General features: G+C 45.4%; 9 protein-coding genes. 4 read left to right on the forward strand and 5 right to left on the reverse strand.

The features are described from left to right. Nucleotides 1-29 precede the first annotated feature (29 nt). The 3 genes from ORQ98_RS11380 to ORQ98_RS11390 all read left to right on the forward strand — a co-directional run bounded on the left by ORQ98_RS11380 (nt 30) and on the right by ORQ98_RS11390 (nt 16,074). Entirely contained in the window at nt 30-14,132 is a 14,103-nt protein-coding gene (locus ORQ98_RS11380; RefSeq protein ID WP_342455197.1) for an amino acid adenylation domain-containing protein, read from the forward strand. Continuing rightward, on the forward strand, nt 14,122-15,528 hold the full coding sequence (locus ORQ98_RS11385) for an MATE family efflux transporter (RefSeq protein WP_274688932.1): 1,407 nt from the start codon (nt 14,122-14,124) through the stop codon (nt 15,526-15,528). The genes ORQ98_RS11380 and ORQ98_RS11385 overlap by 11 nt, the downstream gene beginning before the upstream one ends. Before the next feature lie 171 nt (nt 15,529-15,699). Then, nucleotides 15,700-16,074: a GMC family oxidoreductase N-terminal domain-containing protein gene (locus ORQ98_RS11390; protein WP_274688933.1), complete on the forward strand. Its 375-nt coding sequence runs from the start codon at nt 15,700-15,702 to the stop codon at nt 16,072-16,074. Between the two features lie 61 nt (nt 16,075-16,135). Here ORQ98_RS11390 and ORQ98_RS11395 read toward each other — a convergent pair whose 3' ends face one another. Continuing rightward, on the reverse strand, nt 16,136-16,294 hold the full coding sequence (locus ORQ98_RS11395) for a hypothetical protein (protein ID WP_274688934.1): 159 nt from the start codon (nt 16,292-16,294) through the stop codon (nt 16,136-16,138). A gap of 175 nt (nt 16,295-16,469) precedes the next feature. Between ORQ98_RS11395 and ORQ98_RS11400 the strand changes: the two genes are divergently transcribed. Continuing rightward, the gene (locus ORQ98_RS11400; protein ID WP_274688935.1) at nt 16,470-16,724 is read left to right on the forward strand and encodes a type II toxin-antitoxin system Phd/YefM family antitoxin; all 255 of its coding nucleotides are present in this window, start codon (nt 16,470-16,472) and stop codon (nt 16,722-16,724) included. 175 nt (nt 16,725-16,899) lie between these two features. Here ORQ98_RS11400 and ORQ98_RS11405 read toward each other — a convergent pair whose 3' ends face one another. From ORQ98_RS11405 to ORQ98_RS11420, 4 genes are all read right to left on the reverse strand, one after another. Then, nucleotides 16,900-18,849 (reverse strand): DNA topoisomerase III, encoded by a 1,950-nt coding sequence (locus tag ORQ98_RS11405; protein WP_274688936.1) that lies wholly within the window; start codon nt 18,847-18,849, stop codon nt 16,900-16,902. A gap of 91 nt (nt 18,850-18,940) precedes the next feature. After that, nucleotides 18,941-20,323, reverse strand: coding sequence for a site-specific integrase (locus tag ORQ98_RS11410; protein WP_274688937.1), 1,383 nt, complete (start codon nt 20,321-20,323; stop codon nt 18,941-18,943). Nucleotides 20,324-20,335: 12 nt separating this feature from the next. Continuing rightward, complete coding sequence (locus tag ORQ98_RS11415; protein WP_274688938.1) at nt 20,336-20,851, reverse strand: hypothetical protein; 516 nt, start codon at nt 20,849-20,851, stop codon at nt 20,336-20,338. Next, nucleotides 20,844-21,317 carry a hypothetical protein gene (locus ORQ98_RS11420; RefSeq protein ID WP_274688939.1) on the reverse strand — a complete coding sequence of 158 codons (474 nt, stop codon included), beginning with the start codon at nt 21,315-21,317 and terminating at the stop codon, nt 20,844-20,846. Before ORQ98_RS11420 ends, ORQ98_RS11415 begins: the two co-directional genes overlap by 8 nt. Nucleotides 21,318-21,404 lie beyond the last annotated feature (87 nt).

Genomic DNA, 21,404 nt, shown 5'->3' on the forward strand with positions numbered 1-21,404 from the left:
GCCAGCGATGATAACCCCTAAAACCATTCATGACGGTATCAGGTTTTGTGTTGATTAGGTTTCGACTTTTATTAAGGGCGCTTATGTCAATGCCAGAGTCATTTACTATAGAAAATCGCATTACCCACAATAATTGGATTGTTCGTGACCACCGTGTTCATGGGGTACGGATCGTACCAGGGGTTACTTTTTTGGATATTATTCACCGTTTGGTGAAAGAGGAGTTGGCACTGGACCACATAACACTGAAAAATGTGTTATTTCACCAGCCGCTAGCTACCAGTGAACGCTTTGACCGAGTATTTTTCACCCGCTTTACCCCAGCAGCAAACAATGCTTGGCAAGTTGATATTTCTAGTCAAAAAATAAAAGGCGAAACTGTTGTATCTCCAACCCGGGAAAAACACCTCAGTTGTATCTTAGTCCCGGTATTATCGGATGACGTTGCCGAACCGCCATTTGCTATTCAAGCGTTTATCGATAACGCTGATGCTCAGTGGGATATGGATGATGTTTACGGTTTAGCACGCTCGGTTGATATTTCTCACCGGGCGTTTATGAAAACTCAGGGGCGAATATATCAAAAAGGCAATGAAGAACTCATGGCCTTGCATTTGGGTGACTTGGCGGAAAGTGTTCGGGAAAAATTTATTGCTCACCCAGCATTTTTAGATGGCTCGACTTTGTCGGGGGCTTCTTTTTTACTCTCAGGTAAAAATACTGGTTTATTTGAGGATGGTACTCCTTATATTCCGTTTACGATCAAACGCTTCTATTTAACGAAAAACCTGCCAGCAACTATTTATGTATACACTTGTGAGCGCAGCACCCACCCTGAAGGCCAGCAGGGCAGTGTTGATTTGCTGGAGCGTGATATTACCCTCTATAACCAGCAGGGTGAACGGTTGGCACATTTTGCAGGATTAACCTTAAAAAGAATCCGCCAACCAGCCTTTATTGAACGCCTGGTTGATGAAAGCAAAGCAATCCATCCTGCAGCGCCTGTGTCTGAAGCGAGCCCTGCTAGCACGGTAGATGTAGCCAAGCCGGCGACACGCACGCCGACTGCTGAGCTAGCCGTGCAGGTTTCATCAGGGTTAACTACTCCGCGCTCGTTGCTCAGTGTAATAGAAGGCTACCTAAAGGACTGTATTGCAACAATACTGAAAAAAACGGTATCTGAGCTGGATAGCGAAGTAGGCTTTTATGATCTGGGCCTGGACTCTACTCAATTACTGGAGCTGACCCATCAGCTGGAGCAGTTTTGTCGTCGAGAGTTTTATCCTACCTTATTGTTTGAATACCAAACCATCAAAGCCTTAGCGGACTACTTGGCTGAAAATGATCCGCACAGCTTTGAACCCCTGCGCTCATCGACAACAGCAGATACTTCAGCTAATCCTACGGTGCCCCCAGGACCTGAAAAGTCGAAGCGCCAGCAAACTGTTTCGGTGCGGCCTGATCAGCCTGAGGCGGGTGATAGCGTGCAGGAGCCTATTGCGATTATTGGTTTGGCAGGCCGTTATCCTGAGGCAGATGATTTAGCGGCATTTTGGCAGGTGGTGGAAGAGGGTAAAAACTGTATCCGTGAGATACCTGCAGACCGCTGGAATATCGACGACTGGTACGCTGATCGCCAAGCGTTTAACCCAGATGCCCCTCATACGATAAGCCGCTGGGGTGGGTTTATACCGGATGCGGATAAATTCGATCCGCTGTTTTTTGCGATTTCACCACGAGAGGCTGAGGTACTAGATCCACAACTAAGACTACTATTGCAAACAGCCTGGCATACCTTGGAAGATGCTGGCTATCAGCCCCGTAAACTCAAGCAGCAGCGACTGGGTGTCTATGTGGGGGTGATGAATGATGATTACACTTGGGTCACTGCAGAATACCTTGCCCATACTGGTAAATATGAAGGGGTGGGCAGTTATGCTAATGAGCTGGCTAATCGTATTTCCTACTATTTAGATGCAAGCGGGCCCAGCCTGGCTGTAGAGACGGCTTGCTCCAGCTCATTGACGGCGATTCATTTGGCAAGGCAGGCTTTGCTAACTGGGGAATGTGACGTTGCCCTGGCTGGCGGGGTTAACGTTAATGCGCATCGCAGCAAATACTTTATGCTCAGTCAGATGGGCATTGTGTCACCAGACCCGGTAGAACGAACCTTTGATGAGCAAGCCAATGGCTATATTCCGGGAGAAGGTGTTGGCTTGGTGATGATGAAGCATTTAAGCCAGGCACAGGCTGATGGTGACCATATTTATGGGGTGATAAAAGGCTCGGCGATCAATCATTCAGGCCAGGGCGCAGGTCGCTATATTCCCAATTTACATGCCTTAAGCGCTGTATCGCAAAGCGCTTTGGCTCAGGCAGGTTTACCGGCTAGTGCCATCGACTACATCGAAACCCACGGTACTGGCACTAAACTGGGTGACCCTATTGAAGTACAGGCACTGACAAAGCTATTTGGTACTCAACATCCATCAGGCCAGTGTGCACTGGGCTCAAAAGCCAATATTGGTCACCTTGAATCAGCTTCCGGCATATGCTCATTAACCAAGGTGCTGCTGGCGATGCAGCAACATAAAATTCCAGTGTGTGCCAATGTCGAGCAAGAAAATGCAGCTTTAAGGCTTAGCCATACCCCTTTCTATATACCGAAAACTAGTCAAGCGTGGAACAAACCTACATCGGAAAAAGTCGCAGGGGTGCACGCTTTTGGCGTCGGTGGCAGCAATAGTTTTATGGTAATTCAAGGGGTTGATACCCAGGAAACAGTATGGCAATCCGAGCCGGTCTTATTTGTGCTGTCAGCAAAGACACAGCCTGCTTTGCAACGCTATATCCAGCAATTTGTTGATTATCTTCAGCAAGCGCCTGCAGCGATTCATCTGGGCAACCTAGCTTACACTTTGCAGGTTGGGCGTGAGGAGATGCCTTGGCGCTTAGCCTTTGTGACGAGGAACAAAGAGGCATTAGTTAACCAGCTGATGCAGCATCTAGATGCAAAAAACCAGCAAGCAAAACAGGTGGGGGATGGCTATTACGGCGAGGTTGAAAAACAGGAGCCCTATCGGGACTTGCTGCAAGATGACATCGGTCAAGCCTTCGTCCAAACACTGATTGAACATAAACAGCTCGATAAATTAGCGGCGTTATGGATTAAAGGTGTCCCAATAGACTGGGCACGGTTGTACTCAGAGCCAATGCGGCGGATGAGTTTACCTGTATATCCTTTCGCCAGACAGCGCTGCTGGTTAGGCGATCATTCACCTTTTTTGCCTACTGAAACCCATAGCCATCGCCTCCTTCACCCATTGGTTCATAGCAATGTATCAACTTTTGACGAGCAGTGCTTCCAGTCATGCTTTTCAGGTAATGAGTTTTTCTTCCAAGATCATCGGGTGCAAGGAACAAAAGTACTGCCTGGGGTTGCCTACTTAGAAATGGCCCGTGTGGCGGCGATCCAGGCTGGTTTACCTGACATTCACTCACTACGCGATATCATTTGGTCCCAGCCGCTGACGGTGGCAAATACAGACCTTAGGGTGCGAATCACCTTAACCCCTGAGCCTCAGGGCGCTGCATTTGTGGTCACATCAGGTGATGGTGAGGTTCACTGTCAGGGTCGTGTCATCTCAGGCTCTGGTAGGGCTGATAGTGCAGAATCAAGCCCGACGACCATGGCCAAGGTGAATATTGAGGCGATTAAAAATCGCTGTCAGCAATTTCAATCACCAGCAGCCATTTACGAGGCATTTCGGCGCAGCGGTCTGGATTACGGGCCAGGTTTTCAGGGTATACAATCGCTACATTTCAGCGAAACAGAAGCTATTGCTAAGGTTGCTTTAGCTGAGCACGGCGAACACTTTGGGTTGCATCCAGGCTTACTGGATGCTGCCTTACAGGCCAGTATTGGTTTGCTAGCCAATGGGCTAGATAACAAGCTGAATAACAGTACCTCGGGGCTTTATATTCCGTTTGCCCTGAAGCAAGTAGCGCTGTTTGATCATTTGCCTAGCACCCTTTACAGCCATGTGACTTATAGTCTGAACACCAGCAGCTCGGCAACTGATCATTCCGGCAGGGCGCTGACTGATGGTATCGTGAAATTGACGATCCAGTTGTTAGATGAGCAGGGCCAGGTTTGTTTACGGTTAACTGAATTGATTGGCAAACAAACTATTCTCAAGCCTGTTGCTCAACAAGTTGCTCGTGATGTGACTAGTCATAAGCTGATTGACAATAACCAAAACAACAGTGAAGTGGCCAAGCGAGAAGTTGCGGATAGCGACGTGCTATATGCAGTGACTAGCTGGCAAGACAGTAGTCTGGCTACCGACCAACAGCAAAACAGCTCCTATTCACCTACCTTTCAGCACATTCCACTTTCAGTATCTGACAGTATTGGCCCGTCAGACATTACGACTCTCTTTAAAACACAGCTGCAGTGCATCCAAACACTGCTCCGCAATCAAGTAACAGACCGGCAGTTGCTGTTGTTTACTGTCGCTGAAGATATTCCAGAATATGCTTATGCTCCCTTGGTTGCCTTATTAAAGACAGCACGACTGGAAAACCCCAAGATCCAGGGGAGAGTGATGACAATATCTGCCTTGGCCCAGCCGAAACTGCAACAAATATTGGTGCAAGAAGCGAGAGCGATTCAGGCACAGCCCGATGAGGCTGTACAGGTGCGTTATTTGGAGGAGGGGCGGCGGCAGGTTAAAGCGCTGGGTGAGGTGGCTCCTCAAGCGGCATCTCACCCAGAAAACCTCCCTATCCGAGCTGGTGGGGTTTACTTGATTACTGGGGGGGCTGGTGGGCTAGGCCGACTATTTACTGATTGGTTCCACCAGGTTGAAGACACACAAGTGATTTTAATGGGGCGTGCTAAAACGCCTAAAGCTTCACTTCAGGGTGAGTATTGCTGTTGTGATATGGGCGATGCAGCAGAGGTGAAAGCTACTTTAGCAGCCATTGTGGAAAAATACGGCAGAATCGACGGTATTCTCCATAGTGCGGGTGTTATCCGAGACAGCGTTATCTTCAACAAAACCACTGAGGAAGTCGACGCGGTCATGGCACCGAAAGTCCAGGGGGCTTGGTATTTACATCAAAGCTTACAGGCACTTAACCTGAAACCGGATTTTGTCGTCTTTTTCTCATCAATTACCGGTGTCATTGGTAATCCAGGGCAGGCGGATTACGCTGGTGCCAATGCCTTTTTAGATGCCTTTGCCCACTACCACCACTACCATGCTATCCAGTGGCCACTGTGGGCAGAAGGTGGGATGCGGATAGACCAATCAGCCGAAACAAGGCTGTTTCAACAAACCGGTATGAAACCTTTAGTTACCCAGGCCGGTACGCATGCCCTGAGCCAGTTGTTGCTGGGTACAGCAAACTCCCTGTTGGTCTGCCAGGGTAACTCGACGAAAATCCGGCAAACGTTTCAGTGGCAACCAGCTGCTAATGAGCAGCCGCTATCAGAGCTATTGTCGGAGGAAGCGTTACCGGCTTCGGAAGAGTCAAGGGTAGTGTCTCAGCAACAAGCTCAGTCTGAACAGCTACTCACACAACATCAGGTTGAGCAACAGCTTATTGCAGTTTGCGTCGAGCTATTGAAGGTTAAACCCGACGACCTCGATGTTGATATCGAATTTAGTGACTACGGTGTGGATTCTATTTTAATGATGCGTATGCTCGATAAGCTAGAGCAGACCTATGGCACCACCTTGTCACCAAACAGTATTGCCTTATATGGGACGATCAGTGCACTGGCAGGCTATTTGATTGAAGAGGGGATTGCGACAACAACAGAGCCTGTTAATGTGGCTCACCCGTCCGACTTGCCTACTAAATCATCTCCATCTGAGCGACAGCAAACCCCGCCACAATGGCATCAGCAGGCAACAACAAGGCGACGAGAGCATCTGGGTAAATCGGCGACAAAATCAGGGCATAAAATAGCTATTATCGGTACCGCGTGCCGTCTCCCCAAATCATCAAGCTTGGAGCAGTTTTGGCATAACCTGGCAATGGGCAATGACCTGATCGCAAGCCATACCGAACGTTGGAATAGTGATAGCATTTTAAGCAACAACAAAGACGACCCCGAAAAAACCTATACCACACATGCCGGCTACCTTGATGATGTTGCTGGCTTTGACGCTGAATTTTTCAAAATAACAGCAGATGAAGCGATAACCTTGGATCCACAACAGCGGATCATGCTGGAACTCACCCAAGAGCTATTTGAACGGGCGGGATTCACACCTCAAGCGCTTTCAGGTAGTTGCACTGGCGTTTTTATTGGCGCTAAGGATAACCACTATGCTCGCAATGGTTACCAGTTTGTGCCTGATAGTGCCCGTCAGCACATCGTAGTCAGTAATATCAGCAATATGATTGCTGCCAGGGTAGCCGATTTTTATAACTTGAAAGGCCAAGCCAGCGCTATTGATACGGCGTGTTCCTCTTCATTAGTGGCTGTCCATGAGGCTTGCCAGCGGATTCAGTCTGGAGAAATCGAGATGGCCGTCGCGGGTGGGATTTATATTATGGTTGACTCTTTTGCCCATGTTGCTTTCAGCCGGGCAAAAGTGTTAGCCGAAGATGGCAAAAGCTACGTTTTTGATCAACGCGCCAAGGGATTTGTCTTGGGTGAAGGGGCAGGGCTGGTACTGCTTAAGGATTACGACCAGGCACTTAGCGACGGCGATCAAATTCTGGGGACCATTTTGGGCTCGGCGGTGAATAATGATGGCCGAACCATGGGGCTGACGGTACCTAGCCAGCAAGGGCAAAAAGACGTTATTCAGGCAGCATTGGATAAAAGCCAGGTGAGCCCAGAATCCATCACTTATCTGGAAGCTCATGGTACTGGCACGTTGTTAGGGGACCCGATCGAAATTAAAGCGGTAACGGAGGTGTATCGACAGTACACCCAGGAGATAGGTTACTGTGCCACTGGTTCGGTAAAGTCTAACCTGGGCCATACTATGACTGCAGCGGGTATTACTGGGCTGATTAAAATAATATTGTCCATGCAACACCGTCAAATACCGGCTACGTTGCACTGCGAACAACCCCACCCTCGTTTTGGTTTTGAGGTATCACCCTTTTATCCCAACTTAGCGCTAACGCCTTGGGAAGGAAAAAACGGGGTGAGGCGTGCGGCCATTTCATCCTTTGGCTTTGGTGGCACCAATTGCCATATGATTTTGGAAGAAGCGCCAAGTCATCAAACAGTGACCCGTCAGCCTTTACCATTGACACCGTTTCAGCGAAAGCACTATTGGTTAGGCGATCGTGTCGAAACTACTTCAGTGCAGTCAGTAGCAATACCTGATACGGCGGTGAAAAAAGAAGCTCCCTTGGCTCAGACAAGTGCGAGTGACAGCGGGGAGTTGGTTGAAGCCATTCAAGTGTTGTTGCAAGCTGCCTTGGCACCGTTATTAAACGTGGAAAAGCATCAGGTCCCTTTGGATAAAAATTTCATGGAAATGGGGCTGGAATCCAATGCCATGATTGAGACTGTTAAAGACTTGGAGCAGAATTTCGGCATAGCGCTTTTTCCAACGCTGTTTTTTGAATACGAAAATATACCGGCACTGAGTGCCTATTTTAGTGAAGTACATCAGGCGCCGTTTTTAGCTTATTTAGCCAGAGAAAAAGCTCACTCCGGTCAACAGCGAGTGAAGTATGTAGAGCCAACTGCACCACCGCAAGCCCTCGAAAAGCCTGAAGCGAACCAACAAGCGATGCCGTTAGCATCAGTGGTTGAGCCAACAACGTCTGATATAGCGATTATTGCTCTCTCCGGGCGCTATCCCCAGGCAAACAATATCGAGGAATATTGGCACAATTTACGTGAAGGCAAAGATTGTATTACTGAAATTCCCAAGGAGCGTTGGGATCACAGCCAGTATTTTGATAAAGATAAAAACAAAGCAGATACAAGTTATAGCAAGTGGGGTGGTTTTATTGACGGGGTGGATCAGTTTGATCCGCTGTTTTTTAATATTTCTCCCAGTGAAGCCAAGTTGCTCAACCCCAATGAGCGGCTCTTTTTGGAAACCACTTGGAATCTCCTAGAAACGGCTGGGTATACCAAATCCATGCTGCAAGAGCGGCATCAGGGCCATATCGGCGTGTTTGTAGGAGCCATGTATCAGCAGTACGGCAATACGGGTTCTTTTTATGCCACTATTGCTAACCGTGTTTCCCACTTCTTTGGCTTTCAGGGCCCCAGTATTGCTATTGATACGATGTGCTCTTCTTCGACGATTGCAATACACATGGCGTGCGAAAGCTTAATCAAGGGTGAATGCCAGCTTGCCATTGCCGGTGGAGTCAACCTTTCATTAACACCAGAGAAGTACATCACTTTAAGCCGATTTCATATGGTTGGTAGTGGCCCTGACAGTAGAAGCTTTGGCGATGGTGATGGTTATCTTCCCTGTGAGGCTGTGGGAGCGGTACTGCTGAAGCCACTTGCTGCAGCCATTGAAAACCAAGATACGGTGTTAGCTGTAATAAAGTCTTCAGCCACCAATCATGGCGGGTATACCCAGGGATTAACCGTTCCCAGCCCCGGCGCACAAGCACAACTGATTGAGGATAACTTTACTAAGTCGGGCATTGACCCTAGAACCATCAGTTACGTTGAATCAGCAGCTAATGGGTCATCCTTGGGTGATCCTATTGAATTGAGTGCACTCAATAAAGCTTTTCGACAATTTACAGCAGATCAGCATTTTTGCGCGATTGGTTCAGTTAAATCCAATATTGGCCATGCGGAAGCGGCCTCTGGAATTTCACAGCTGACAAAAGTAGTGCTACAGCTACAGCATCAGCAATTAGTCCCCTCAATTAAAGCAACCCCTTTAAACCCGAGTGTCAGCTTTGATAACTCACCTTTTTATCTACAGCAGGAAACAAGGGAGTGGCAACAGCCGGTTTTGGCAATTGATGGTGAAAAACACACATTGCCACGCCGGGCGACCATTAGCTCTTTTGGTGCCACTGGATCAAATGCGCATCTGATTATTGAAGAATACTTGGCGGCAGAGCCAGCAAGGGAAAAATTAACCCATAGGGAAGTGACGCAACAGATTATTGTCCTTTCAGCGAAAAACCACGAGCGTTTGCAAGAGATGGTGAAAAACCTTTACAACCATCTTCAAGCTCAGTTGAGCAATGACCAGCTACCTGGATTTGTAACTGATTCAGCTAGTTTGGGGGACCTCGCCTATACACTACAAGTCGGGCGTGAGGCGATGAGTTACCGGCTAGCGATAGTGGTATCAACTCAGCAGGAACTGAGTCAAGCATTGCAGGACTGTCTGCAAGCGGGGCTCAGCCTGTCCTCTGACTTTCCGCCTGCTAATTTTTTATTCCCTACGTTTATTGGTAGTGCTGAAGCAACCCCGGCCAATGTGAAAGCATTATTTGCTGGTAAAACGGCAGATCTCATGTTGCAGTCGCTGTTGGCAGAAAACAACCTGGAAAAATTAGCGTTGTTTTGGGTTCAAGGCGGGCAGCTCCCCTGGGAGAGTCTTCATCAGGGGAGCGCTGTTCGCCGAGTGGCACTACCGACCTATCCATTTGAAAGACAGCGCTACTGGGTAGAAGCGGGCGGTTCATCAACGAGTGATATCACCTCGATACCTGAAGTGACGCCTATTCAGCCATTGTTGACGGGATTTATACCTTCTGACCAGAAGTTGCTGCAGGATCACCTAACCGGCATTGTTTCAGCTGTTATGCAAATTCCTATAGAGCAGATCAACCCTAATACACCCTTGCCAGCCCTTGGTTTCGACTCGATGCTTGCGGTGCAGATGTCTTATAGTTTGCAGGAAACGTTAGATATCACCATAACTCATCGCGAGTTGCTAGAACATACATCAATTGCTGCTATCACCCAGTTACTATTAGCTAAAAGGGCAGAACGGGAAACCCAGAATGCTGGGGCGGTTGAAGATCATGATCAGGTCACACCCTTTAACAGTGAAGCAAATGAAGCAATAGTCACCCAGTCACATGGGCTTTCCGAAGGGCAAAAAGGCTTGTGGTTATTGCAGCAGCTTAACCCGGAGATGAGCGCCTATAACATACCCATTGCATTGACAATACACGATAAGCTTTGTATTGAGAGTTTAAAAAAAGCATGCCAATGGGTGCTGAAACAGCATCCAATTCTTCAAGCCTCCTTTATGGCCGATGCTGACGGTCAACCATACCAAGTTATTCACCCAGAAAAACCGTTGTTTTTTAAACAAACATCTCTTGAGCAAACCTCCGCAGCCGATTTGACTGATGAGGAAATTCTGTCACGGGTTAAGGCCCGATTTAAGCAGCCATTTGATCTTAACGGTGATGCGCTGATGCGCGTTGATCTGTTTATCATTGCACCGGCAAAAGCGATTTTATTGATCACTGTCCATCATATTGTGATCGACGGCACTGCTGTATTGACATTAATCGAAGACATCTTATCGGCTTATGCGCTTTTCCGGCAGGGCCAAAAGCCTGCTTTATCAGCGCATGACAAACCGTTGTATTTTGATTTTATTGATGAGGAACAAAAATGGCTGGCAGGTGCAGCGGGTAAAGCCAATCTGGCCTATTGGCAGCAGCAATTGACAGGGGAACTGCCGGTTTTGAAGCTTCCTCTAGATAAGCCTAGAGCGGCGCGACAAACCTATACCGGGGCTACTTATTTAGTCGAGCTTCCTGCCCTGTTAACGGGTCAACTGCGTCAATTGGCGAAAGCGAAACAAACCAGTTTGTTTGTTGTGCTATTGGCTGTTTATAAAACCCTCTTGCATCGATATACCGCACAAACGGATGTTATTGTTGGTATACCCACTGCCGGGCGTTATGAGCGACGCTTTGAAAAAGCGGTTGGTTATTTTGTCAATTTGTTGCCTATTCGTAGTCACTTGGATGGTAGCCACTCATTTTCAGAGTATCTGGAGACTCTCAAGTTTATTGTGGCTGATGCTATGGATCATGCCCGTTATCCTTTCCCAGCCTTGGTCTCAAACCTGAATATGCAACGGCCGGACAATCATGCTCCAGTTTTTCAGACCACCTTTGTGCTGCAAAGCTTCTTATCATTGCAAGCACAGGATACCTTGACGGAAGCTTATCCCAATATCTCGCTATATTCAGAGCTGCATCAGGAAGGTGAAGATGATCTAGGACTTGAGGTGATTGAACACCGAAAAACATTATCATTGCAGTTGTCGTACAACCCAGACCTGTTTGAAGCAGAAACTATCGAAAGGTTAGCGGCGCATTATCAACAGTTAGCCCTGGCTGTTTGTGAAAACAGTCATCAACTGTTGGCTCACTATGAGTGGTTAACCAGCGCTGAACGAAACAAATTGCTGGTGGAGTGGAATAACACGAAAAGGGATTATCCTCGGGATCAGTGCATTCATTCCCTAGTGGAAGTGCAGGTGGGTAAAACCCCTGAAGCCATTGCTGTGGTATTTGGCAGTCAGCAATTCACCTATAAAGCGCTGGATAGCAAAGCCAACCAATTGGCCTCCTACCTCCAACAACAGGGGGTTAAGCCAGATAGTTTAGTGGGGATCTGCATGGAGCGATCCCTGGAAATGGTAATCGCTATCTTAGGTATTTTAAAGGCCGGCGGGGCTTACTTGCCGATCGACCCTGAATACCCCTCACAGCGAATCCGCTATATGTTGGAGGATAGTCAGGTTGCGCTGTTGCTGGTGCAGGATCAGTTTTCTCAACGTATCAAAGACCTTGGTAGCCAACAGACGTCGGTGTTGGCGTTGGACACCCAGTGGCCACTGATCCAAGCACAGCACAGCAAAATCCAACAAAATGTCTGTCCAGAACACTTGGCCTATGTGATTTATACCTCGGGCAGTACCGGCAACCCAAAAGGGGTGATGGTAGAGCACCGTGCTATCTGCAATCGCCTGGTATGGATGCAAAATCAGTATGGGCTAACGGCTGAGGACAGGGTATTACAGAAAACCCCTTATAGCTTTGATGTATCAGTATGGGAGTTCCTGTGGCCGTTGATGACGGGGGCAAGGCTAGTTGTTGCACAACCCCAGGAGCATAAAAACCCCCAGTATTTGGCAAACATCATCAAACAGGAAAGCATCACCACCCTGCATTTTGTCCCCTCCATGTTGCGCGTCTTTTTGGAGGAGGCAACCCTGTCTACCGAGGATATGGCATTAAAACGCATCTTTTGCAGTGGCGAAGCGTTAGCGCGGGATATTATGGAGGACTGCCTGGAGTGGATGGGCTGTGAACTACATAATCTCTATGGTCCCACCGAAGCGGCGGTGGATGTTACCTATTGGGCCTGTCAAACAGCCTATTCTAATGGTGTTTCTATTGGTCGTCCCATTAGCAATACGCAAATTTATCTTTTGGATGGCCAGTTAAAACCCTGTCCTATTGGGGTGCCTGGACAGCTGTTCATTGCCGGTGAAGGGCTGGCCAGAGGCTATCTCAACTTGCCTTCATTAACCCAAGAAAAGTTTATTGAAAACCCGTTTAACGGCACTAGTCGAATGTATGCAACTGGCGATTTAGCCCGCTGGCTTCCTGATGGAAATATCGAGTATCTTGGGCGTATCGATGATCAAGTGAAGATCCGCGGATTTCGGGTTGAGTGTGCGGAAATTGAGGCCGTGATTAATCAGCAAGCTGGAGTCGATGCAGCTGTTGTGGTAGCAAAAAGCATCAATGGCAGCACCCAATTAGTTGCTTACTATACGTTAAAACCCTCTGCTAACAGCTCACAGGCTGTGCCTGATGAAGCCGCTTTAAGGCGGGCTACCAAAGCGAGACTAGCGGCTTATATGGTCCCTGCCGTTTTTATTCGATTGGATACGCTGCCGCTATCTGCCAATGGCAAAGCTAACCGTAAAGTGCTGAAACAACGGGAGGTAACACTGGCTAGTAAGCGGCGGTATCTACCACCCAGTACCGAAACAGCACGTCAGTTGGCTCAGCTGTGGTGTGATATGTTAGCGCTGGAAAAAGTGGGTATGGCAGATGATTTTTTTGAGCTGGGAGGGCACTCGCTTTTAGCCGTGCGAATGATTGCGCGGATCAACCAGCAATTTGGGCTAGCGCTGCCATTATCAGTGATGCTTGAATGCAAAACCCTGGCTGAAATGACCCGGTTAATCACCCGCTCATTGGAAAGTCCATCAGCTGAAAAGCAGCAGCCTTATCAGTATCTAGTGCCTATTCAGCCAGCGGGTCAACAGGCGCCACTGTACTTGGTACACGGGGCTGGAGGAAATAGTTTTGCCTTTATTCCTTTAAGCCAAAGGCTTGGCAATGAGCAACCGTTGTTTGCCTTCCAACCGCCTGGCAGTTACGGCGAACAGCCACCACTGAAAACGGTAGAAGCACTGGCCAGTTTTTATGTGGACCAATTATTAGCCCACTCAGACCAGGCCCAGTTTATGCTAGGTGGCTGGAGCATGGGAGGTGTTATTGCTTATGAAATGGCGTGCCAGCTTCAGGCAAAAGGTAAGTCAGTGAAGCGATTGGTGCTGATCGATAGCTACCTTCAAGCGCATATTGAACTGCTGACACAACAGGCCACGTCAGACGCTATATCGGCAAGTTTATTGGATGCCCAGGAGCGTTTATCTGACCTGTCTGTTTTCACTCACCTAGTTAAAGAACTGAATCCCAATATTACGGACGAGGCTTTACGAACATTTGCCAGTCGCCATCAGGGCAAAAACCAACAGGCATTGATTGCTGCTTTGGGGGAGGATGCTTTGCTAAATGCTTGGGTGGGTGACGTGGGCCTTGACAGAATACAGCAGTTGCTTGATATCAACCTGGCGAACTTGAATGCGCTTAAGCATTACCAGGCTAAGCAAATGTTTTCTGGTGAGGCTTGGGTTTTTCAAGCGGCTGGGGAAAAGTATTTTCCTGCCATCGAGCAAACCCATCGGGCTGTTTGGAATAAATACCTTGAGCCGTCGCAGTCCCGCTTTATCCCTATCCAAGGCTCCCATTACACGATGATCCAAGAGCCTGCAGTGAAAGCAATGGCCGTTATTTTTGAAAAGGAAGTGTGTTCACATGCTCTCTAGAACAGGGAATTATCTATCGACCAAAGCTGAAATAAAACAATTGGGTTTGTTGGCGTTGCCCATCATGTTTTCACGTTTTAGTTTTGTTGCTATCGGTTTTATCGGGATTGTGATGGCGGGTCAAATTAGTACGGTTGACCTGGCAGCAGTCGCCACCGGCAGTAATATTTTTGGTTTTTTAGTGCATATTTCAACGGGTGTCTTATCAGCGTTAACCCCGCAACTGGCGTTTTTTTTCGGCAAAAAACAATATGATCGTATGGCTATCAAAATGACCCAGGCGCTCTGGGTTGCTTTGGCTTTAGGGTTAGTTATGGCCTTTTGCTTTCAAAATATTGAGCCTCTACTGCAATGGTATGAGGTTTCTCCTGAGCTAAAAAATAGAATCAGCCAGTACCTCTACATTATTTCTTGGGGAATGCCGGCGATGATGTTAGTGCAGTTATTAATTAGCTTCTTCAATAGCATCGGCCAACCAAAGCCTGTTATGTTTATCGTATTGATAGCTATGTTGCTTAATATTCCTGTTAACGCCCTGTTTATTTATGGTTGGTTTGGGCTGGAGCCGCTAGGGGGGATCGGTTGTGGCTGGGGAGTTACCTTTACGGCAGTGTTTATGTTGATGGCACTGTTTGTTTACTATTTAAAACAGTACGCCCATTTCCGGTTATTTCGTTTTTACCTGGCAGTCAGAATTAATCAGCTGAAGCAGTTTTTAAAGCTTGGTTTACCGATTAGTGGTCAGATTTTTGCGGAACTGAGTATTATGACCGCTATCTCTTTATCGATTGCCCATCTCGACCCAACCCTGATTGCTGCCCACCAGATAGCCATTAATGTGTCAGAGTTTTTGCTAACGGTATTATTTGGTATCAGTATTGCCATCACGATACGAACAGGACAGACCTTAGGGCAAAAAGAGCCGCAGCTCGCTGCTCGGCGCAGTTGGTTTGCAGTGAAACTTGCTGCATTAATAGGGTTTGTGTTTATGGCGGTGGTTTTACTATTTTCCCAAAAAATACCCATGCTCTACAGCAATGATGCAGCTATTTTAGAGGTTGCCAGCCCATTGATGTTTTTTGTGGCTATTTTGCATTTTTTTGCAGCTCTAAAAGTAGGGGTTGTGGGGGCATTAAAAGGTTACCATGATACCGCATTGACCGTTTTAATTTATATTATTGGGTATTTTTGTTTAGTGTTTCCTTTGGGTTCCTATTTCAGCACTTTTAAAGGCCAGGCAGTACAAGGCTTTTGGTATGCATTGATTTTGGGCACAGCACTGATTGCGCTGTTAGTCAGCTTGCGGCTTCGGTATATCACCGAAAATAAAAGTTTTTTTCGTAAGCAATTTAAAAATGCTGGTGAAAAAAAGGATTCTGTTGCATCTAGCATTTAGGGTCTGTTGACCCTTGCTCTACAGTTGCTGCTAAAAAGCCATTCTGTATTGTTCGCAATTGTTTTGGAATTTTTAACGCTATAAAAATAGTGGCTTCAGCAGCAAAATACGACTAGAGACGACAGAGTGGAGAAACCCCTCAGTTAATAAAGTAAACAGGTAAGTTTAAAGATGTACGATTACATAGTAGTAGGTGGTGGGTCTGCTGGTAGTGCATTGGCAGGGCGATTAAGTGAAATAAATGATGCTCGCGTGTTGTTGCTGGAAGCTGGACCCGTAGATAGCAATCCTTACATCCATATTCCCGTTGGTTTTCTTAAAATGAAAGGCGGGCCTTTGACATGGGGTTACAAAACGGCGCCTCAATCTCACCTCAATAATCGCGAAATCCCATTTGCGCAGGCGCGAGTTCTCGGTGGTGGTGGCTCAATCAATGCTGAAATATTCACGCGTGGTTGTCCTCAAGATTATGACCGTTGGGCCAATGAAGAGGGTTGTGTAGGCTGGTCCTTTGCTGATGTGCTCCCCTATTATGTAGTGGTATAAGCCCACTTGCTCTTTCAAAAACAAGCCAGCCCCTAGAGTCGCCATGAAAGGAGATAGGTCATTAAGAGCGCGATGCCTTGCCAAAACGAGTATATCCAGTTTGAACTAAGGGTTTGGTATAGGATTGTTTGGGTGCTTGGCCTTTCCCTTTTAGCTGACTAAATGCGCTCACATCTACCTGAGTAATTAATTGATGAAGGGTGTTTGTCATCGGCTCCATAAAGCTTTTATAGCTGGCTTCTTTGTTACTGATGGATGTTAAGTGTGACTCCCATGCCTGGTGCCGAGGTATTGGAAACAGTAAGGCTTTTTATTCAGTATCAGTCAGTGCATGATAGTTAAGCCGCAATAAACGTTAGTGTAAAATAAAGGTATTTATCTGGAAAGCTATCTTAATGAAAACAGTTAAATCTATATTTGCAGATTTTTCAGTCAGTATTACAGACTTTAAGCAGAACCCCATGGCAGTGGTTGAACAAGCTGAAGGGGAAGCTGTCGTCGTACTAGATCATAATCAGCCAGTATTTTATTGTGTTCCAGCTGAAGCTTATGAGCTGTTAATGGATAAACTAGAAGATGCAGAGCTTGCAGCAGTTATTGAATCTCGCAAAGTGCAGAGTGAGCAGGAAGTGAGTATTAATGACTTATAGCAAGTTTTTATTTAATCTGATCTTACCAATTTTTCAGTGTTAGATGCTTTTTTAATATTTATTATTCACTAATTCAAGTAGAGTTAACAGGCACTGAATAAAAAGCTTATGGCAAGTTAGTAAGTCAATAAGCCTACTACACTTGCCACTTTTGAGTCCTCATAGTTGAGGGTTGCTAAGCTTTCGTGGAGCTGGCTCTTCTTTTAGTTTTTTGCTTACCACTGGTTCTTTTACGTTTAAATTTAGGTGGCTCAACCTGAGGAAGATGACGTAAAGATTCGGGGACATCGCCCATTTTAATCTTTGTCATAAGAGTTTGTACTCTCTGTTCGAGCGCGTCCATAAATGGTCGATAGGCCTGGTTTTTTTCTGCCATTGCTTGTAGCTGATGCTCCCAATGGGCTGTCATATCTGGGTATGTAGCCTCAAGTGGTAATGCGTGTATAAGCCCCCTTGCTGCCGGAGTGCTGATAATAATTTTTCCATTACGTGCTAATAGCCCTCGCTTAAACAACGTTTCTAAAATGCCTGCTCTTGTTGCTTCTGTGCCAAGCCCATCAGTTTCTCTCAAGATTTTTTTTAGATCTTTATCTGCAACAAATCTAGAAATACCTGTCATTGCTTGTAATAAACTGGATTCAGTGAAAGGCTTCGGTGGTTCTGTTTTTCGATCTTTGATTTCACCCTCACGGCACAGTAATTCCGTCCCCTTTTTAATTGCAGGTACGCTGTTTTGATGCTCATCTTGACCTTCTTTGCCAATCAATGTTTTCCAGCCTGCATCAATAAGTACACGCCCCTTAGCAATAAAACAGCCACCAGCAATATCAAAAACTAACTTGGATTCTGCATAACGTGCACTAGGGTAAAATTGAATGATGTATTGCCTTGCTACTTGCTGGTAAATCTTTAATTCATTGGCAGTTAAGCCACTTAGGGACTGCTTTTTGGGTGTAGGAATAATGGCATGATGTGCATCTACTTTACTATCATTCCATGCTTTAGACTTGAGCTGTCTATCTGCCTTTACAACTGCGTTACTAAGAATTTGTTCATTGTTTGCGATGGCATCCAGCACTTGCTCTGACTGTTTGTAATGATCATTAGGTAAATATCGGCTATCTGAGCGTGGGTAGGTAATCAACTTATGTTTTTCATAGAGGGACTGGCAAGTATCTAACACTTGTTGAGCACTCAAGCCAAATCGTTTGGCGGCATCTATCTGAAGCGAAGATAGCGAATAAGGTAGGGGAGGGGCTTGTTTAGTTTGTTTCTGTTCAGATTCAATAACATGGGCCGGCTGACCGGCGATTCTTGAAGCAACATTTTCTACCAGTTTGCGGTGAATTACTCTTCCTTCTTCGTTTTGCCAGGGCTTGCAAGCTTCACTGGGCTGCCAGCGGGCACGAATCTCTATCATGGGATTTTGCTGGTAAGGTATGATCGCATCAAGTGTGAAATAATCTTTTGGTACGAAGTTCTCTATCTCTTCATCACGGCGCACAACTAAGCCAACCAGAGGCGATTGAACTCTTCCGACTGATAGAACTCCTTTATAGCCCGCCTTCTGCCCCAGTAAGGTATAGCCTCTGGACATGTTAATACCGTATAACCAGTCGGCTCTTGATCGAGCTAGGGCAGAAATAGACAGTGGTATGAACTCTCGATTACTGCGCATTTGATTTAAGGCTGTCTTGACGGCGGGCAAGTTCAGGTCACTAATCAATAATCGTTGAATCTGATCTTTCTTTGCATTACTTACCTTACAGTAGTCAATTACCTCGTCTACCAATAGTTGGCCTTCTCGATCTGGGTCACCCGCATGGATGATTTGATCAAACTCTTTAAGAAGTTTACGAATAACAGAAAGCTGCTTTGATGCAGATTTTCGTGGTTTGAGCTGCCATTGTGTCGGGATTATTGGTAAATCAGTAAGCGACCAGCGCTTATATTTTTCATCATAAGCATCGGGTTCCACTTGCTCAAGTAGGTGACCAATACACCAGGTAACAACATCCCCGTTACTACACTTGATGAAACCTTGCTCCTTTTTTTGTGGGCTAGGCAATGTTGCGGCAATTGCTCTTGCTAGGCTGGGTTTTTCTGCAATGAAAAGACGTGACATATAGGATAACCAGAATAAAAATAAATAACTAGACGGCTTGCTAGAAACTCATGATGACACAACATAGTACTTAGCTACCGAAGTGGCAAAACTAATTGGTGCTTAACACATTATCTCGAAACTGAAAAATTATCTCTTGCATAGTATCAATGACATCTCTAGTAATAATCTGATGGTATTTAGCTTCATCAGTGGTCTGTAACAGTCTATCAAGCATAATTTCTGCTGACCTAGCAAGCAATACTGAATCAATCGTCTCTTTATAGTTTGTTATTTCGTGAAAAGCTAAATCAATATATGTATCTAGTGATGATGTGTTTCTATGGCCTGTATACTGTTGAAGCTCTAGTTTCAAAGATTCTACATTGAGTAGTGCACGCCTAAACTCATCTTTGTTGTTTATATTATGCCTGCTAATTAAGTCGACCATGATCCGAGTAATATAACCATGTCTAAAAAGATGTCCATGACCTAAGCTTGAGTCAATGGACATTGATTTACAAAGACGATTCATTTCCCCTGTCATTGTCTCTGGGGTAAGAGGTTTTCCGGTTTGATGATTTATAAATAGATAACCATGATCATTTTTGATTCCTATTGTCTTGCGTATGACTCTTTTTCTTGAGAAATCCATATAAAACAGACATTCCTGAAGGAATCCACGTGGTACTGGAATCAATCTTGGTGTGCCTTTTTTTGCTGTTATCATACTAAGTAATGGTGAACTCTCACTTGAATTTAAGGCCTCATTGATGTCCTCTGTCTTGATATTAGCTATTTCAATACGCCTTCCCCCAGTCACTTCATAGGCGTAGATCATGATCTTTCTTCTGAGCCTAATATGTTTGTCTACTGTTTGGATAGCAGCTTGTTTTAATTTTTTAATAATGTTTAGGCTGATAGGGCTACGAGTCTTGACCGGACTAGGTTGAGGAAAGGATGAGTGATGCCAATATTTCTTTTTTATAAGCCTAGCCTTGGTGCTAATACTAAATTCTTTTCTTTGCACTACAATAGAGCAGTTCATTGTACCAATGAAGTTTTCATGGGAATGAAATTCACCAATGAAGTTTAAAAAATCAATGCAACGTCGTCCTATATTAAGGATCGTGTTTGTTGTTCTAATGATCTGGCCGGATTTATCCTTAATGCTTAGCCCATTGATAAATTGAGTGAATCTATTGTCAGTTAGCTCAATAAAGCTGATTTGATTATCAAAGCAAAACCGGATCAATGGTGATATATTCTTAGCGTAAGTTGCTACAGTTCCTCCCCTGGTTCTTCTGCTAAGATGTTGAGACCAAAGTTTAAGCATGTAAGCATTTGCCTCTATACAAGGAACCTTATTGGGCCAGGTTAAAAATGGAAGATTAGCTGCCTCTCTCATTACAACTTCACCTGTCGTAGTATCGACAAAATAGGGCAGGCTAGTGCTTTCAGGTAAAATTGAGAACAGTTGTTTTATTTTATTCAAAAAACTACCTACCTACAAAGTATGAGTTGGATGAGATAGAGAAAGTAATGAATTTATTCTCTTCATATCTTTTTTGTAAAGAGCTTGAATTTTTTCATCTCCACTAGATGCATAAGTATGTGCTATTCTCTTTAACTCTTGACAGATCAAAACTAAATGCATGTTTTGCTGTTGTAGCAACACAATTTCAGCTTCTTTTTCCTTCAATAAATTGATAGCTCCCTTTTTAGTAGTCTTATTTCCTCTTGTCTCTATCTGCTTAGCTGACTCGATAGCTTCAAGCGCATGGAGTCTAAGCCCGTCTAATCCTGAATAGCCACGACTTAATAACTGATCTGCATTGGCTTTGAGCGTATTCAATGCGCAAGGGTAAATGGCTAAGTCATCATTCTGATATGCAGATAGCTTTCGCTGTGATTTCAAAGCAGCTATACATCCTTTTTCTTTTAAAAATGCTTTTGGATCATTTACAATATTTAGCAGTAGAGTTTCTAGTGCCTGAATAGATTTAATCCGAGTATTAGACACACACATTATTTATCTCTCTTACTATCAGTGTTAGATGAATCTTATCTACTACTTCACCTTGTTCATTTTCAACCTTTAAAAACTGTGGTTCCAATCGAATAAAATCTTCTTCAAGTAGCTGAAATATGTTGGATTCTAGCCGTTCCTTTAGTTCACTAATTGATGGAATGGTATCAATATGACCATTGATAAAATCTTCTTCCAAAAACTCAACCGCTTCCTGTAGGGTTCTGATCTCGACATCAGACACGCCAAAACGATTTTTAAGAATTATGCGTAACTTATCTGTGCTTTCAATATCATCAGCACTTAAACCATATAAAATACGTTGTGCTTGAACACCTCTTAAGACGGTTCCTGGTACAATTTCAGTGATATAGTGATAGAGGTGCTCTGTATCAGTATGACCAAGAAAATAGCGTAGTGTCCCTAACCCTTCATATCCTGACCCCCAAAAGAATGCCATGGCGAAAAATCTTCTAAGCTGATGTTGTCTAATGTAATAACGATGTTTCTGGCCATCTTTTGCTTTTATAGTTGGTGTTTCAAAATA

Origin of the sequence: Spartinivicinus poritis (assembly GCF_028858535.1) — a bacterium.
Taxonomy (GTDB): Bacteria; Pseudomonadota; Gammaproteobacteria; order Pseudomonadales; family Zooshikellaceae; genus Spartinivicinus; species Spartinivicinus poritis.